Source organism: Streptomyces sp. NPDC107454 (assembly GCF_055582885.1).
In genome coordinates, this window is sequence record NZ_JBVJPA010000001.1 from 509441 (window position 1) to 526427 (window position 16987).

The window sequence follows — 16987 nt, forward strand, 5'->3', positions numbered from 1 at the left end:
CCATGACATGTCATGTCCATAGCCCATGCGTGATTCCGCGAGGTGTGGAGAGAATCGTTTCCGCACCCTCACGAATGAGAGACGATCATGGAGATGGCCGCCGGAACGGTTTCCTGGCTGACCGTGCTGACCACGACCGACGCCCCCGAGAAGGCGGAGGCGCTCGCGCGCGGCGCGGTCGAGGCGCGGGTCGCGGCCTGCGCGCAGATCGCCGGGCCGGTGACCTCCGTCTACCGGTGGAAGGGGGCGGTGGAGACCGCGAGGGAGTGGAAGGTGTTGTTCAAGACCACGGGTGCGCGGTACGACGCGCTGGAGACGTATCTCCTCGCGGCGCACGACTACGACACCCCCGAGATCATCGCGACGCCCGTCGTCCGGGGGAGCGCGGACTATCTGCGCTGGGTCGAGGAGGAGACCGTGGGGGAGGAGAGCGTGGAGTCGGAGACCGGCGAGTGACCGTCCCCTTCTTCGTCTACGGCACCCTGCGTCCCGGCGGGCACAACCACGACCTGTTCCTCCGTGGCCGTACGGAGTCGGAGGAGCCCGGCCGGATGCGGGGAGCCGTGCTGTACGAAGGGCCCGGATATCCGTATGCCGTCGAGGAGCCCGGAGGTGTCGTGCGCGGGGAGTTGGTCACCGCGCTCCCGGAGGCGTACGGGCAGGTGCTCGGCGCGCTGGACCGGCTGGAGGAGTACGTGCCGGGCGACCCCCGCAACCTGTACGAGCGGGTGGCGCGGGAGGTGACCCGCGCGGACGGCACGGCCGTACGGGCCTGGGTGTACGTGGCCGCCCCCGCCGTCGCCGCGCGGCTGCGGGCCGGCGGCACGCTCGTCGAGGGCGGGGACTGGCACGTGGGCCGTTGAGGGCACGGGCGCGCCCGTCGTCGAGGAGCCCACTCGTGCGGGTGGCGGGTCCGCGTGACTCCGCGCGCCCCCACGGTCGCGCCCCGGGCCGCCCCTAGGTTCCCGCCATGACCGACAGCGACATCACCCGGCGCCGTCTCCTCGCGCTGGGCGGCGCGGGTGCGGGGGCCGCTCTGGGGCTCGGGATCAACTCGTGCTCGTCGAGTCGCCCGAGTACCTCGAAACCCCCGAGCACCTCGAATCCCCCGAACCCTTCATCCCCGGTGACCCCCGACTCCTCGTCCGCTTCGCACGCGCCTCCGGAGACAGGGGCGGCGTCCTCGCCCAGGTGACCGCTACACGGTGAGCCGCGTCAGCAGCACCGACGGAGCCTCCGGCAGCGTCACCCGCAGCGCCGACCCGTCCCAGACCACCGGCCCCGCCGACCCGTGCAGTACGTCGGCCCGCACCTCCCGCCCCGCCAAGTGCGCCACGGGCAGGGCGACTTCGGGGTCATCGTCCGCCCTGCGCCACACCAGCACATACGTGGTGTCGAGGAACGGCACCCGCATCCCCAGCGCCACCCACGTGTCCCGCCACCCGGGCAGCCCGAGCGGCCAGAACGGCACCGACCGGCCGAGATCGCCCCGGACGGCCTTGTACGTCACCAACGCCTCCCGCACGAGCCCGAGTTGGTGCGGTGTCATGCGGTCCAGATGCCCGGAGAGATGAACCCGCCCCAGCAGGGCCGAGCCGAGGGTGAAGGCGATCTCCTCGTCCGTGAACTCCGGTTGCGGGTACGCCCACACGGCCCCCTGCTCGGGCGGCACCGCGGTCGGCGCGGCGGCCGCGATGGGTGGGTAGCGCAGGGGGTCCTGCTGGTCGGAGGTGGACTGGAGCTGGGCCACGGCCAGCGACGCGCCGTCCATGCGCAGCCCGCCCGAACCGCAGTTCTCGACGACCAGACCCGGGTGGCGGTCCAAGGCGGCCGACAGCCAGGACAGCCAGGCGCGGGTGTGGTCGAGGAGACCGGGCGCGGAGGTGGTGATGTTGTAGTCGAGCTTGAGATAGCCCACGCCCCACTCGCCGACGAGCCGGTCGACCGTCCGGTCGAGGTGCGCGCGGGCGGCCGGATGCGTCAGGTCCAGCTGGTGGCGGCCCTGTTCGGTGACGCGCACGCCGCCGTCGTGGCGCAGGAAGGCCTCGTCCGGCAGCTCGGTGGCGAGCGGACTGCGGACGCCGACCACCTCCGGTTCCAGCCACAGCCCCGGCACCATCCCGCGCTCCCGGATCCGGCCGAGCACGGCGTGGAGGCCGTCAGGGCCGGGGAAGCGCCGCGGCGACGGCAGCCAGGCGCCGACACTGTCCCACCAGCCCCCGCCGCCGTCCCCGCCCACGCCCCCATCCGCATCCCCGTCTCCGTCCCCGCCCTCGTCGTCGTACCACCCGGCGTCGACGCAGAAGTACTCCGCGCCCGCCTCGGCCGCCGCGTCGATCAGCGGCAGCAGCTTCTCGGTGGTCGGGTCGCCCATGAGAGTGTTCATGTAGTCGTTGAAGACGACGGGGAGTTGGTCGTGGTCGGGGTGCGGACGGCGGATCCGGCGCCGGTAGTCGGTCAGCGCGGTGAGCGCCCCGTCGAAGCCGTCGCCGAGCGCGAGAGCCGCGTACTCGGAGACGAACTCCGCCCCCGGGGACAGGACCTGACGCCATGAGTGGTCGTCCGCGGTCGGACCGCTCAGCGAGAGGTACGTGTGGTGGTCCGCCTCGCCCGCCTCCCACAGCCAGCTCGCGGCGGACTCGATCTGCCAGAGCCAGCAGCGCCCGTCGGTGCGGTCGGTGAGCGCGCCCATCGCCAGATGCCCGTCGGTGGGCCAGCTCCCGCGCCCGGCGAGCCGCACCCCGGCCCGCCCGTCGTGCCCGTGGAACGCCCGGCCGACGTCGGGCACGGACTCCCGCAACTCCTCGGCGTACCAACGGCATTCGGCGAGCCAGTCGTTGCGTGCCCGGTGCACGTCGAGTACGTCGGGCGAGGGCAGCGCGCCCAGCAGCAGACTGCTCACGGAGCGCACGGTGACGGGTGTGCCCCCGTCGTTGCGGATCCGGACGCGGGTGCGCAGCACCGGTACCGCGTCCGGTGAGGAGTACTCGACGAAGACGGTCAGACCGCCCCGCCTGTCCTGGAGCTGGACGGTGAGGTGGTGCCAGCCGTCGCCGTACGCCGCGTGGTGGGCGCGGTGGGTCAGGCGCTGCCCGAGCGCCGTACCGGTGAAGCGCGGCCCGGACCAGCCGGTGCCCTGTCCGAGGAGGGTCACGTCGACGAGCGGCAGCGCGGCCCCGGCGGCCTCGGCGGCGTTCTTGGGCTCCGGTTCACCGGGCACGGTCAGCCGGACCAGGCGGGGTGTGCGGCCGTCCAGGTCGAAATCGGCGGTGAGTGCGGAATGGCCCCAGCGGTAGCTGAACTCCTGCGTCACGCGATCCCCCGCCGCCGAGTCGATCCCGCGCCGGTCCGGAGCCCGGGCGCGGTGGTTGGCAGGGGTTCATGCTAGTGCCGGGGGCACCGTCAACGGGCCTATTCACGGGAGCCGTTCACCTCACGGAGGGCGGGCCGGAGGCTACTGGCGGTTCAGGGAGCGTGTGACGCCCGCGGCGATCGTCGTGGCCAGGATCCAGCCGACGGCGATCAGCAGATACGAGAGCCACTGGTACCAGCCGCGCGGCGCGAAGGCCGTCTCCTGACCGAAGTCCACGAGGGGCAGCAGAAGGTCGAGGGTGTAGAAGACCGGGTTGAAGCCGGGCGCCTCGGCGGGCTTCAGGGCGGGCGGATGGTGCAGTGCGAAGGCGGTGGCGCCGGTGCACAGCAGCAACAGCAGCCAGCCCGCCGCGCGCATCGGCCGGTAGCCGTAGCCGACGGCCACGTCCTGGAGCCGGCCCCAGAACCTGGCGTAGCGGGGGAGGGTGCGGCGGTGCCGGCGGAGTTTGGCCAGCTGGACCGTGCGCGCGGCGGCGTCGTCGCCCGCCGTGCGGTACGCGGCGGCCAACTGCTCGTAGGCGTGAGGAAGATAGCCGCCCTCCTCGCGTTCCAGCAGCGGCAGCCGCTGCTCGGCGGGCAGATGCGGGGCGAGGGTGCGGTAGCCGAGGCCGTCGATCCGGACGCGGTCGGGCCACACCCCCGGAGGCACGTGCAGAAGGTCCAGCTGGGAGCGGCGCAGGTTCACGGTGCCCACGATCGGCGCGGCCTCGCGCAGCCACAGCTCGCCGATGACGCAGCTGCTGGCACGCAGGGCCGGACCTCCGGGGTTGGCCAGCTGGGCGTAGGCCAGATTGAGCTGGTGGGGAATCCTCGACCCGCTCAGGTTGACCCGGCCCCGCGCGCGCAGCCGCATGGCCCGCAGGTCGGTGCCGACCGACAGGGTCTCGGCGTGCAGGGCGGTCTCGCCCGCCGGTACGTGCAGCTCGGCGTCGTCGAGGTTGACCTGACCGCCGACCGTGGCCCCGTTCAGCCGTACCTGGCCGTGCGCGAGGAGGCCGACGGCCCACAGGTCGGTGCCGATGGCCGCGTGGTTGAGCTGGAGAACCGGTTCCGCGGTCCCTTCCGGGTCCGGGGCGTCCGGGGAGTCCGGTGCCGCCGGGTCGCCCAGCCGCGCCCCGTTGACGAACACGGCGCCGGAGATCTTCGCGCCCTGGAGCCGTATCGGCCCGGTGACCCGGCAGCAGCTGAGCCGCAGCACCCCGTCGACCCGCAGGTTGCCGGCCTTGAGCCCGGGGAGCACCGAGTCGCTCAGCACCAGGGCCCGCAGCTGCGCCCCGTACAGCTTCAGAGGCTGCTCGAAGTGGCAGAACCGCAGCTGCACGGCCTGTTCGACCGTCCCGTAGACGAGATCCAGCTGTCCGGTGATGCGCGCGCCGGTGAGCTTCAGGCCGGCTATCTCGCCGTCGTGCGCCGGTCCGTCGATCAGCAGCGCCCGCAGCACCTCGGCGCGCACGGTCCGCTCGGGGCCCCAGGAGGCGCCGGTCGCGGGGTCGTCGGCGGGGTTCCCACCGGAGTCGGCGGAGGAGGCGGAGGCGGGTTCCTCGCGGAAGTCGACGCCCTCGCCGAGCGGAAAGGCCTCCCAGACGCGGCGTTCCGCGGGCGTCAGAGCGGCGGGATCGATGACCGTCCTCACTTCCGCGCCGCCGCGAGGGCCCGCGCCACCCCCGGCTCCTTCGGCCCCAGGAACTGCGGATCGGGTTTGAACACCGCGTCCAGCAGGGCCTTGCCCGCCGCGAACACCTCGCGGGTGCCCCCGTAGTACCAGGTGACGTCGTGGGTGGCGTCGACCCCGACGCCGTACGACCGCACGCCCGCCGCCCGGCACAGCGCGACGGCCCGCCGGATGTGGAAGTTCTGGCTGATCAGCACGGCCTCGTGGACGCCGAAGATCTTCCGGGCCCGCACGCAGGAGTCCCAGGTGTCGAATCCGGCGTAGTCGCTGACGATCCGCCGGTCCGGCACCCCATGCTTCGTCAGATAGGTCCGCATCGCGTCCGGTTCGTCGTAGTCCTTGCGGCTGTTGTCCCCGGTGACGAGCACGGCCTCGATCCGCCCGGACCGGTACAGCTTCGCCGCCGCGTCCAGCCGGTGCGCGAGGTACGGGGACGGCTCGCCGTTCCACAGTCCGGCCCCGAACACCACCGCGACCTCGGTGCGTGGTGCGTCGGACGTCGTACGCAGTCCGTCGGCCGTGCTCACGTACAGCCATGTCACCGGAAGCAGCGCCAGCACGCACAGCAGCATGACCGTCTGCACGGCCCGCCGCTGCCCGGCGCGGGTGCGCGGCAGGCGGGGCAGCCGCGGTCTGAGGATCCTCGGGTGCGGCAGGCGCGGCATGGTGGTTCGTCCCCCCGGTGGCGTCCGATCACGTCGGTATTCGACAGATGGGGACGCAGCGTATGCCCGTTCGGTTCGCCCGGGTATCGTGACCGGGCTCACTCGGCGCCGCGGAAGCGCAGGTGGGAGGTGCTCACACCGCCGCCGCACCGGGCCGTGAAGCCCCGGAAAACACCTGACACGCCCGTGCAACCGCGCCGCAACCTCGTGCCGTCACCATCGGTCCATGACGGCGTCGAACCCCTCTCACGACGAGTCCAGGACCCTTCCCCACGCTCGGTTCCGTCCGAGCGGGGGGACCCCCACCGGCGGGCAGCCGCTCGGTGGCGCCCACCTCGACAGTACGGCGCAACTCATGAACGCGATCACCAGCCAGCTCGGCAGTCAGCTCAGCCTCGTGTCGCTGAACGGGGCCCGCCGCCCCGCGCCGCCGCCGCTCGTCCTCGTCGCGCACGGCAGCCGCGACCCGCGCGCACTGAGCACCGTACGCACCCTGATCGAGCGCGTCCGCGAGCTGCGCCCGCACCTGTCCGTGCACCTCGGACACATCGAGCTCAACGAACCGCTGCTGGCCGACACGCTCGCCTCCCTCGACGCCGAGGACGCCGCCGACGGTGCCGTTCTCGTGCCGCTGCTGCTCAGCCGCGGCTACCACGTCAAGCGGGACATCCCCGAGGCCGCGGCCGCCGTACCGGGACTGCGGGCCCGTGTCGCCGCCCCGCTCGGCCCGCACCCGCTGCTCGTCGAGACGCTGTACGCGCGGCTCGTCGAGGCCGGCTGGCGGACCGGGATGAGCGACGCGGCCCGGCGCGCCGGCGGGGTCGTGCTGGCCGCCGCGGGCTCGCGCGACCCGGAGTCGATCACCGACACCCGCCGCACCGCCCAGCTGCTGGCCGAACGCCTCGGCGTGCCCGTCGTCCCCGCCTACGCCTCCGCCGCCGCGCCCACCGTCGCCGCCGCCGTGCGCGCCCTGGCCGCGCGGGGCCGCCACCGCATCGCCGTCGCCTCCTACTTCACCGCGCCCGGCCGCTTCGCCACCGAGTGCGCCGCGGCCGCCCCCTGGATCGCCGCCGCCCCGCTGGGCACCCACGCCGCGATGGCCCGCCTGGTCCTGCACCGCTACGACCAGGCCGTGGCGACCCCCGAACCGGCCCCGGAACGCGAGCTGGCCTCGGCCTGATCCACGCCTCCCGGCGGTAGGCCACGCCCCGTTTGTCACCGCCTGCGTTTACTGTCGGGTACATGGACGGCACTGCGAAGGCACCGACGGCATACGACGACCCCGCCACGCCGGGCGCGTACGACACGTACGACGAGTCGTCCGTCGAGCGCTGGGCCGCCGAGCCCGACAAACGTCCCGGCCGCACCGCCTTCCAGCGCGACCGCGCACGCGTGCTGCACTCCTCCGCGCTGCGCCGCCTCGCGGGCAAGACCCAGGTCGTCACCCCCGGCACGCGCAGTCAGGCCTGGGACGCCAGCGCCCGCACCCGTCTCACCCACTCCCTGGAGTGCGCCCAGGTCGGCCGCGAGCTCGGCGCCGCCCTCGGCTGCGACCCCGACCTCGTCGAGGCGGCCTGCCTCTCCCACGACCTCGGCCACCCGCCCTTCGGACACAACGGCGAACAGGCGCTGAACGAGTTCGCGGAGGACTGCGGCGGCTTCGAGGGCAACGCGCAGTCGCTGCGCCTGCTGACCAGGATCGAGCCCAAGCGCTTCGTCCACGCGCAGGAGACGGGCGAACTCGTCAGCGTGGGACTGAACCTCACCCGCGCCGCCCTCGACGCCGCCACCAAGTACCCCTGGCCGCGCGGCGCCCACCCCACCGACCCCGCCTCGCCGAAGTTCGGGGCCTACGAGGACGACCGGCCGGTCTTCGACTGGGTCCGCAAGGGCGCCCCCGGCACCCGTACGTGCTTCGAGGCCCAGGTCATGGACTGGTCCGACGACGTGGCGTACTCGGTGCACGACGTCGAGGACGGTCTGCACGCCGGCCACATCGACCCCAACTGCCTGCACGCCGAGCCGGAACGCGAGGAGATCTTCAAGGTCGCCATCGGCCGGTACGTGCCGAAGGACACCGACCCGGCGGAGCTCTCCGCGGCCCTCGACCGGCTGCTGGAACAGGGATGGTGGCCGCACGGGTACGACGGATCGGCCGTCGCGCAGGCCCGGTTGAAGGACGCCACCAGTCAGCTCATCGGCCGCTTCTGCCTGGCCGCCGAGGGCGCCACCCGCGCGCGGTACGGTACCGGCCGGCTCACCCGGTACGCGGCGGAGCTGGTCGTCCCGCGCGCCGCCCGCCACGAGTGCGCCGTCCTCAAGGCCGTCGCCGACCGGTACGTCATGCAGCGCGCCGAGCAGGAGCGGCTGCGCGCCGATCAGCGGATCGTCGTCGCCGAGCTGGCCGAGGCGCTGACCGCCCGCGCCCCGGACGGTCTCGACCCGCAGTTCCGGGCGCTGTTCGACGAGGCCGGGGACGATCGAGCGCGCAAGCGGGTGATCGTCGACCAGATTGCCTCGCTCACCGACGCCTCGGCACGTTCACTGCACCTCAGGCTCACCACCCGCCCCACAGGCGGCGGCGGAGTGTGACCCTGAGTGGCCTGATCGGGCCACTCCCTCTTCCCGCATCACGCTGCGTGCGGGACGCTCGCCTGGCGACAACGTTACGAGGAGGCATCAAGTGGTCGACGCGGATCAGACATTCGTCATCGTCGGAGGAGGCCTGGCCGGCGCCAAGGCGGCCGAGACGCTCCGAGCGGAGGGTTTCACCGGCCGCGTGATACTGATCTGCGACGAACGTGACCACCCTTACGAGCGCCCGCCGCTCTCCAAGGGCTATCTGCTCGGCAAGGAGGAGCGGGACAGCGTCTTCGTGCACGAACCCGCCTGGTACGCGCAGAACGACGTGGAGCTGCACCTCGGCCAGACCGTCGACGCCATCGACCGTACGGCGAAGACCGTCCGCTTCGGCGACGACGGCACCCTCGTCCACTACGACAAGCTGCTCCTCGCGACCGGCGCCGAGCCGCGCCGCCTCGACATCCCCGGGACGGATCTCGCGGGCGTCCACCACCTGCGTCGCCTCGCCCACGCCGAACGCCTCAAGGGCGTCCTGGCCGCGCTCGGCCGTGACAACGGCCACATCGTGATCGCGGGCGGGGGCTGGATCGGCCTGGAGGTCGCGGCGGCGGCCCGCGAGTACGGCGCCGAGGTCACCGTCGTCGAGCCCCATCCGACCCCGCTGCACGCGGTCCTCGGCCCCGAGCTGGGCAACCTCTTCGCCGAGCTGCACCGCGAGCACGGCGTCCGCTTCCACTTCGGGGCCCGGCTCACCGAGATCGTCGGCCAGGACGGCATGGTGCTCGCCGCCCGCACGGATGACGGCGAGGAGCACCCGGCCCACGACGTCCTGGCGGCCATCGGGGCGGCGCCGCGCATCGGGCTCGCGGAGGCCGCGGGCCTGGAGATCGCCGACCGTGCGTACGGCGGCGGCGTCGCGGTCGACGACCGCCTGCGCACCTCCGACCCCGACATCTACGCCGCCGGTGACGTCGCCTCCTTCCCGCACGCCCTCTTCGACACCCGGGTGCGCGTCGAGCACTGGGCCAACGCCCTCAATGGCGGACCGGCGGCGGCCCGCTCGATGCTGGACCGCGGCGCGGTGTACGACCGCGTGCCCTATTTCTTCTCCGACCAGTACGACGTGGGGCTCGAGTACTCGGGCTGGGCTCCCCCGGGGACGTACGACGAAGTGGTGATCCGGGGCGACGCGGGCAAGCGCCAGTTCATCGCCTTCTGGATGAAGGACGGGCGGGTGCTGGCCGGGATGAACGTGAATGTGTGGGACGTCACGGAACCCATTCAGCGGCTGATCCGGTCCCGGGCCCAGGTGGACACCGAGGCGCTGGCGAACCCGCACGTACCGCTGGAGAGCCTTGTCCTCTGACGGAGGCGTTCGCCTCGCCCCAGGAGTGTCAGTCCGGCCCCGTAGAATCACCTCGTGGCTGGAAGGATCAACGACGAGGACGTGAAGGCGGTTCGGGACGCGGTCCCGATCGACGCCGTCGTGTCCGAGTACCTCCAGCTGCGCAACGCGGGCGGCGGAAACCTCAAGGGTCTGTGCCCCTTCCACGACGAGAAGTCCCCGTCCTTCCAGGTCAGCCCGAGCAAGGGTCTCTTCCACTGCTTCGGCTGCCAGGAAGGCGGCGACACCATCACGTTCGTGATGAAGGTCGACCACCTCACCTTCTCCGAGGCCGTCGAGCGCCTCGCCGGGCAGGCCGGCATCACCCTGCGCTACGAGGAGGGCGGGTACAACCCCTCCCACCAGCGCGGCGAGCGGATCCGCCTGGTCGAGGCGCACAAGATCGCCGCTCAGTTCTACGTGGAGCAGCTCGACACCAGCCCCGAGGCCGACGCGGGCCGCAAGTTCCTCGCCGAGCGCGGTTTCGACCAGGCCGCCGCCGCGCACTTCGGCGTCGGCTACAGCCCCCAGGGCTGGGACCACCTCACCCGCCACCTGCGCGGCAAGGGCTTCACCGACAAGGAGCTGCTCCTCTCCGGCCTCTCCCAGGAGGGCCGCCGGGGCCCCATCGACCGCTTCCGCGGGCGCCTGATGTGGCCGATCCGCGACATCGGCGGCGAGGTCGTCGGCTTCGGCGCGCGCAAGCTGTACGAGGCGGACAACGGCCCGAAGTATCTGAACACGCCCGACACCGCGATCTACCGGAAGTCCCAGGTCCTCTACGGCATCGACCTCGCCAAGAAGGACATCGCCAAGGCCAGCCGCGCGGTCGTCGTCGAGGGCTACACCGACGTCATGGCCTGCCACCTGGCCGGCATCACCACCGCGATCGCGACCTGCGGCACGGCGTTCGGCAGCGATCACATCAAGATCCTCAGACGCCTCCTGATGGACAACGGCTCGGCCCGTGTGATCTTCACCTTCGACGGCGACTCGGCGGGCCAGAAGGCCGCCCTGCGTGCCTTCGAGGACGACCAGAAGTTCGCCGCCGAGACGTACATCGCCATCGCGCCGGACGGCATGGACCCCTGCGACCTGCGCCTCGCCAAGGGCGACGAGGCGGTCGCCGACCTCGTCGAACCCCGCACGCCCCTCTTCGAGTTCGCCCTGCGCCAGATCATCCTGCGCTACGACCTGGAGACCCCGGCGGGGCGCGCGGCGGCCCTGGACGAGGCGGCGCCCATCGTCGCCCGCATCAAGAACAGCGGCGCCCAGCACGAGGTCGCCGTGCAGCTCGCCGGGATGCTCGGCATCCTGGACACCCAGTTCGTGGTCAAGCGGGTGGCCCAGCTGGCCCGTTGGGCCCGCGACCGCGGCGGCAAGGGCCCGGCCCCCGCGGGCGGCCAGCGTCCCCAGGAGGCGTACGCCGCCGTCCGGACGCCCGCGGGCGGCCCGGCGCTCAACCTCCGCAACCCCGTCTACGCCACCGAGCGCGAGCTGCTCAAGCTCGCCCTCCAGCGGCCCGAGCTGGTCTCCCCGGCCTTCGACGCCTACGGGATCGACGAGTTCACCGCCGCGCCCTACGCCGCCGTACGCCTGGCGATCATGGAGTCGGGCGGCGCCGAGTACGGCACGCAGGACCCCCAGGAGTATCTGGTCCGGGTCCGCGAGGCCGCCCCGGACGACGTGGTCCGCTCCATGGTCACCGAGCTGGCCGTCGAGGCGATCATGCGCAAGACCGTCGACGAGACCTACGCGGGCGACCAGCTCGTCATGGTCCGCCGCCGCGCCGTCGAGCGCCGCATCGTGGACGTCCAGGGCGCCCTGTCCCGCGCGAGCGCCCACGGCGACCCGGCCCAGCTGGCGGCCGTGCAGAACGAGTTGTGGGTGCTCCAGCAGTACGGACAGGCGCTGCGCGAGCGGGGCGCGGAGGCGCTCTGAGGCCGCCCCTGCCCGGTCCGGGGCCCGGGCTGCCCGGATGGGCCCGGCGCACATGCCAATCCCGTACGCCGTTCAATCGGTTTCGCGCGGGCTGAGCTGCGCACTCGGAGGGCACGGTAACCACCGGGTCACGGACCGGACGCAAAAAGTCACCGCACGCCCCTCGTGGCGGCGATGTGTCGTACTCCACACTGGGTTCCGGTGCCTGAGTCCTCGGAGCGCGGCCGACCCGCACGCGACGGGTTTCCGATTCCCGCGGTTCCGCCAAACGACTACGGGATGGACAGCGGCGAGGCCGTCGACCCCATCCCCGACGTACCGCTGCCGCACGCCTCAGCAGCGACATTCCTGGAGGTCGCCCCCGTGCAGACCCAGACCCTCACACAGACCGACAACCTCACGGACGCGGATACGGACGCCGAGCCCGACGTCGTCACGGCGATGCCCCCGCAGCGGGGTGCCGCGCACCACCCCGAGACGGAGCCGGACGCTCCGGCGGCGGACGCCGTCGAGGCCGAGGCCGAGCCCGTGGAGGTCGAAACCGAGACCGAGGCCCCGGAGCCCGTCGAACTGCCCCGGGGACGCGGTACGGACACCGGAGGCCCCTCCTCGGACCTGTTCCGCCAGTACCTGCGCGAGATCGGCCGCATTCCGCTGCTCACCGCGGCGGAGGAGGTCGAACTCGCCCGTCGCGTCGAGGCCGGACTCTTCGCCGAGGAGAAGCTCCGCCTCGCCCCCGACCTGGACAGTCAGCTCGCCCTCGACCTCGACAAGCTCGTCGTCATGGGCCGCATGGCCAAGCGCCGCCTCATCGAGGCGAACCTGCGCCTGGTCGTCTCGGTCGCGAAACGCTATGTGGGCCGCGGGCTCACCATGCTCGACCTGGTCCAGGAGGGGAACCTCGGTCTGATCAGGGCGGTGGAGAAGTTCGACTACGCCCGTGGGTACAAGTTCTCGACGTACGCGACCTGGTGGATCCGGCAGGCCATGTCGCGGGCGCTGGCCGATCAGGCCCGTACGATCCGGGTCCCCGTCCACGTGGTCGAGTTGATCAACCGGGTCGTGCGGGTCCAGCGTCGGATGCTGCAGGAGCGCGGCTACGAACCGACGCCGGACGAGGTCGCCGCGCACCTCGACCTTCCCGGTGAGCGGGTGAGTGAGGTGCTGCGTCTTGCCCAGGAGCCGGTGTCGTTGCACGCGCCGGTGGGGGAGGAGGACGACGTGGCGCTCGGCGACCTGATCGAGGACGGTGACGCGACGTCGCCGGTGGAGTCCGCCGCGTTCCTGCTCCTGCGGGAACACCTGGAAGCGGTGCTCTCCACGCTCGGCGAGCGTGAACGCAAGGTCGTCCAGCTCCGGTACGGGCTCGCCGACGGCCGCCCCCGCACGCTCGAGGAAATAGGCCGCATCTTCGGTGTCACCCGCGAACGCATCCGCCAGATCGAGTCCAAAACCCTCAACAAACTGAGGGACCACGCCTTCGCGGACCAACTCCGCGGCTACCTGGACTGACCCGGGCCGTGGGGTGGTGTTGGCCTTCGGCCCGTCCGGCGTTCGAGGGCGAGGCCGTTCAGGCCGATAGGGGGGTCTGGGGGCGTGGCTCCAGGGATGGGACGGGTAGGGGCGGCGGGGGCGAGGAAACACCTCCCCGCACCCGCCTACCCACCCACACCCGCTAGTCGACCTCGGCCACCGCCTGGGCGAACTGGGCCTTGTACAGGCGCGCGTACGCCCCGTTCGCCGCCAACAGCTCCGCATGCGCGCCCTGCTCGACGATCGACCCGTTCTCCATCACGAGGATGGTGTCCGCGTCCCGGATCGTGGAGAGCCGGTGGGCGATCACGAACGACGTCCGCCCGTGCGCGAGCTTCGCCATCGCCTTCTGGATCAGCACCTCGGTACGGGTGTCGACGGAACTGGTCGCCTCGTCGAGGACGAGGATCACCGGGTCGGACAGGAACGCCCGCGCGATGGTGATCAGCTGCTTCTCGCCCGCGCTGACCCCCGTCCCCTCGTCGTCGATGACGGTGTCGTAGCCCTCGGGGAGCGTACGGATGAAACGGTCCGCGTGCGCGGCCCGCGCCGCCTCCTCGATCTCCCCGCGTGTGACCTCACGCGAGGCCCCGTACGCGATGTTCTCCGCGATCGTGCCGCCGAACAGCCAGGTGTCCTGGAGCACCATCCCGATCCCGGCCCGGAGTTCGTCCCGGGACATGGACGCGATGTCGACCCCGTCGAGGGTGATCCGGCCGCCGGTGACGTCGTAGAACCGCATCAGGAGGTTCACCAGCGTGGTCTTGCCGGCCCCGGTCGGGCCGACGATCGCCACCGTGTGGCCCGGCTCCACCTTCAGCGACAGGTCCTCGATGAGCGGCTTCTCGGGGTCGTAGCGGAAGGACACGTTCTCCAGCGCCACCCGCCCGCGCAGCTCGTCGGGGCGCGCCGCAGGCACCGGGTCGGCCTCCTGCTCCTCCGCGTCGAGGAGTTCGAAGATGCGCTCCGCCGACGCGACACCGGACTGCACGAGATTCGCCATCGAGGCGACCTGCGTCAGCGGCATCGAGAACTGGCGGGAGTACTGGATGAAGGCCTGGACGTCGCCGATCGACAGCGAGCCGGACGCGACGCGCAGACCGCCGACCACCGCCACCAGCACATAGTTCAGGTTCGACACGAACATCATCAGCGGCTGCATGACCCCGCTGTTGAACTGCGCCTTGAATCCGGCCTCGTACAACTTCTCGTTCTGCTCGGCGAACTGCGCCGCCGACTCCTCCTGCCGCCCGAACACCTTCACCAGCGTGTGCCCGGTGTACATCTCCTCGATGTGGGCGTTGAGCTTGCCGGTGGTGCGCCACTGCTGCACGAAGTGCGGCTGCGAGCGCTTGCCGATGCGCGTGGCGACGAAGAAGGAGAGCGGGACCGTGACGAGCGCGACCAGCGCGAGCAGCCACGACACCCAGAACATCATCGCGAGCACGCCGATGATGGTCAGCAGGGAGTTCACCAGCTGGCCCATCGACTGCTGCAGGGTCTGCTGGATGTTGTCGATGTCGTTCGTGGCGCGGCTGAGCACCTCACCGCGCTGGCGCTTGTCGAAGTACGACAGCGGCAGCCGCGAGAGCTTCGCCTGGAGGTCCTCGCGCATGTGGTAGACGGTCTTGTTGACGGCCCGGTTCACCAGGCGCGTCGCCACCGCCATCAGCAGGCCGGCCAGCAGGAACGTACAGAGCGCGAGCAGCAGTACGTTTCCGACGGCATCGAAGTCGATGCCCTTGCCGGGAGTGAAGTCCGTCCCGGCGAGCATGTCGGCCATGCCGCCCTCACCGCGCCGCCGCATGGAGGCGAGGACCTCGGCCTTGGTGGCGCCGGCCGGCATCTGCCGCCCGATGATGCCCGCGAAGACCAGGTCGGTGGCCTTGCCGAGGATCTTCGGTCCGACCACCGAGAGACCCACGCTCAGGACGACGGCGACCAGCATCCCGTACATGGTGACGCGTTCGGGTTTGAACTGGGCCAGGAGCCTCTTCCCGGACACCTTGAAATCCATCGAGCGCTGATCGGGGCCGCCCCCGGCCATCATGCGTCCCATGGGCCCGGCCATCAGGCGGCCTCCGCTTCCGTCAGCTGGGAGAGAACGATCTCCCGATAGGTCTCGTTGTCGGCCATGAGCTCGTGATGACGCCCCGTGCCCACCACCCGGCCCTCGTCGAGGACCACGATCCGGTCCGCGTCCCGAATGGTCGACACCCGCTGGGCGACGATCACCACGGTCGCCTCGGCGGTCTCCTGGGAGAGCGCCGCGCGCAGCGCCGCGTCGGTCGCGTAGTCGAGCGCGGAGAAGGAGTCGTCGAAGAGATAGATCTCGGGGCGCTGGACGAGGGTGCGGGCGATGGCGAGACGCTGGCGCTGACCGCCGGAGACGTTGGTGCCGCCCTGTGCGATCGGCGAGTCCAGGCCGTTCTCCAGCCGCTCCACGAAGCCCTTGGCCTGCGCCACCTCCAGCGCGTGCCACAGCTCCTCGTCGGTCGCGTCCGGATTGCCGTACCGGAGGTTGGTGGCGACCGTCCCCGCGAAGAGGTACGGCTTCTGGGGGACGAGCCCGACCGTCCTGGCGAGCAGCGTCGGCTCGACGGTCGACACGTCCACGCCGTCGACGAGGACTTCTCCGTCGGTGGCGTCGAAGAGCCGGGGCACGAGCCCGAGCAGCGTCGACTTGCCGCTGCCCGTCGACCCGATCACGGCGGTCGTCTCACCCGGCCGCGCCACCAGTTCGATGGACTTCAGGACGGGCTCCTCGGCGCCCGGGTAGCGGAACCCGGCGCCGCGGATCTCCAGGTGGCCGTGGCGCCGCAGCTCCACGACGGGCGAGCTCGGCGGTACGACGCTCGACGAGGTGTCCAGGACCTCTTCGATGCGCTCGGCACAGACCTCCGCGCGCGGCACCATCATGAACATGAAGGTGGCCATCATCACGGACATCACGATCTGCATGAGGTAGGCGAGGAACGCGGTCAGGTCGCCGATCTGCATGCCGCCGCTGGCGATGCGGTGGGCGCCGAACCAGACCACGGCGATCGACGAGAGGTTCACGACGGTCATGACCATCGGGAACATCAGGGCGAGCATCCGGCCGGTACCGAGGGACACCTCGGTCAGCTGGGCGTTCGCGGACTCGAAGCGGTCCTTCTCGTAGTCGTCGCGGACGAAGGCGCGGATGACGCGGTTGCCGGTGATCTGCTCGCGCAGCACCCGGTTCACGGTGTCCAGGCGCACCTGCATGGTCCTGAACAGCGGGCGCAGCCGGCGCACGATCAGGGTCACTCCGATGCCGAGCACCGGCACCACGGCGACCAGGACCGCGGAGAGCGGCACGTCCAGGCCGAGGGCCAGCACGATGCCGCCCACACACATGATCGGCGCCGACACCAGCAGGGTGAACGTCATCAGGGTGAGCATCTGCACCTGCTGGACGTCATTGGTGGTGCGGGTGATCAGGGAGGGGGCCCCGAAGTGGCCCACCTCGCGTGCGGAGAAGGACTGCACCCGGTCGAAGACGGCGGCCCGGATGTCCCGGCCGACGGAGGACGCCGTACGGGCGCCGTAGTAGACGGCGCCGATGTTGCAGAAGACCTGGACCAGCGAGATCCCGATCATCAGGGCACCGAAGGACAGGATGTAACCCGTGTCCCCCTTGACGACACCGTTGTCGATGATGTGTGCGTTCAGGGTCGGCAGGTACAGGGTCGCGCAGGTCTGCAGGAACTGCAGCAGCACGAGGAGAGCGATGGGTTTCTTGTACGGACTGAGGTAGGTCCGAAGCAGTCGTATGAGCACGCGGCTTCTCTCGGAGTCGTCGACGGCAGTGCG

At 71.5% G+C, this 16987-nt stretch carries 13 protein-coding genes; 8 read left to right on the plus strand and 5 right to left on the minus strand.

Annotated elements, in window-relative coordinates; translation table 11 throughout:
* The first annotated feature begins 93 nt into the window (after positions 1-93).
* The 3 genes from cutA to ACZ69M_RS02220 all read left to right on the plus strand — a co-directional run bounded on the left by cutA (position 94) and on the right by ACZ69M_RS02220 (position 1209).
* On the plus strand, positions 94-456 hold the full coding sequence (gene cutA / locus ACZ69M_RS02210) for a divalent-cation tolerance protein CutA (RefSeq protein ID WP_470046360.1): 363 nt from the start codon (positions 94-96) through the stop codon (positions 454-456).
* Positions 453-863 (plus strand): gamma-glutamylcyclotransferase family protein, encoded by a 411-nt coding sequence (locus ACZ69M_RS02215; RefSeq protein WP_470046025.1) that lies wholly within the window; start codon positions 453-455, stop codon positions 861-863. Before cutA ends, ACZ69M_RS02215 begins: the two co-directional genes overlap by 4 nt.
* A gap of 193 nt (positions 864-1056) precedes the next feature.
* Positions 1057-1209, plus strand: a complete 153-nt coding sequence (locus ACZ69M_RS02220; protein WP_470046026.1) for a hypothetical protein — start codon at positions 1057-1059, stop codon at positions 1207-1209.
* Here the strand turns inward: ACZ69M_RS02220 and ACZ69M_RS02225 are convergent.
* From ACZ69M_RS02225 to ACZ69M_RS02235, 3 genes are all read right to left on the minus strand, one after another.
* On the minus strand, positions 1199-3313 hold the full coding sequence (locus tag ACZ69M_RS02225) for a glycoside hydrolase family 36 protein (protein ID WP_470046027.1): 2115 nt from the start codon (positions 3311-3313) through the stop codon (positions 1199-1201). The genes ACZ69M_RS02220 and ACZ69M_RS02225 overlap by 11 nt on opposite strands.
* A 141-nt stretch (positions 3314-3454) precedes the next feature.
* The gene (locus ACZ69M_RS02230; protein ID WP_470046028.1) at positions 3455-5005 is read right to left on the minus strand and encodes a membrane-associated oxidoreductase; all 1551 of its coding nucleotides are present in this window, start codon (positions 5003-5005) and stop codon (positions 3455-3457) included.
* Complete coding sequence (locus tag ACZ69M_RS02235) at positions 5002-5709, minus strand: SanA/YdcF family protein (protein WP_470046029.1); 708 nt, start codon at positions 5707-5709, stop codon at positions 5002-5004. Before ACZ69M_RS02235 ends, ACZ69M_RS02230 begins: the two co-directional genes overlap by 4 nt.
* A 355-nt stretch (positions 5710-6064) precedes the next feature.
* Between ACZ69M_RS02235 and ACZ69M_RS02240 the strand changes: the two genes are divergently transcribed.
* The 5 genes from ACZ69M_RS02240 to ACZ69M_RS02260 all read left to right on the plus strand — a co-directional run bounded on the left by ACZ69M_RS02240 (position 6065) and on the right by ACZ69M_RS02260 (position 13129).
* A complete protein-coding gene (locus ACZ69M_RS02240) occupies positions 6065-6889 on the plus strand; it encodes a sirohydrochlorin chelatase (protein ID WP_470046030.1) in 825 nt (274 codons plus the stop codon).
* 62 nt (positions 6890-6951) lie between these two features.
* A complete protein-coding gene (locus tag ACZ69M_RS02245) occupies positions 6952-8301 on the plus strand; it encodes a deoxyguanosinetriphosphate triphosphohydrolase (RefSeq protein ID WP_470046031.1) in 1350 nt (449 codons plus the stop codon).
* A gap of 91 nt (positions 8302-8392) precedes the next feature.
* Complete coding sequence (locus tag ACZ69M_RS02250) at positions 8393-9658, plus strand: NAD(P)/FAD-dependent oxidoreductase (protein ID WP_470046032.1); 1266 nt, start codon at positions 8393-8395, stop codon at positions 9656-9658.
* A gap of 54 nt (positions 9659-9712) precedes the next feature.
* The gene (dnaG, locus tag ACZ69M_RS02255; protein ID WP_470046033.1) at positions 9713-11617 is read left to right on the plus strand and encodes a DNA primase; all 1905 of its coding nucleotides are present in this window, start codon (positions 9713-9715) and stop codon (positions 11615-11617) included.
* 201 nt (positions 11618-11818) lie between these two features.
* The gene (locus ACZ69M_RS02260; protein WP_470046034.1) at positions 11819-13129 is read left to right on the plus strand and encodes an RNA polymerase sigma factor; all 1311 of its coding nucleotides are present in this window, start codon (positions 11819-11821) and stop codon (positions 13127-13129) included.
* A 163-nt stretch (positions 13130-13292) separates the two neighbouring features.
* Here ACZ69M_RS02260 and ACZ69M_RS02265 read toward each other — a convergent pair whose 3' ends face one another.
* Both ACZ69M_RS02265 and ACZ69M_RS02270 read right to left on the minus strand, forming a co-directional pair.
* A complete protein-coding gene (locus ACZ69M_RS02265) occupies positions 13293-15221 on the minus strand; it encodes an ABC transporter ATP-binding protein (protein WP_099941217.1) in 1929 nt (642 codons plus the stop codon).
* A complete protein-coding gene (locus ACZ69M_RS02270; protein WP_470046035.1) occupies positions 15221-16954 on the minus strand; it encodes an ABC transporter ATP-binding protein in 1734 nt (577 codons plus the stop codon). The genes ACZ69M_RS02265 and ACZ69M_RS02270 overlap by 1 nt, the downstream gene beginning before the upstream one ends.
* Positions 16955-16987 lie beyond the last annotated feature (33 nt).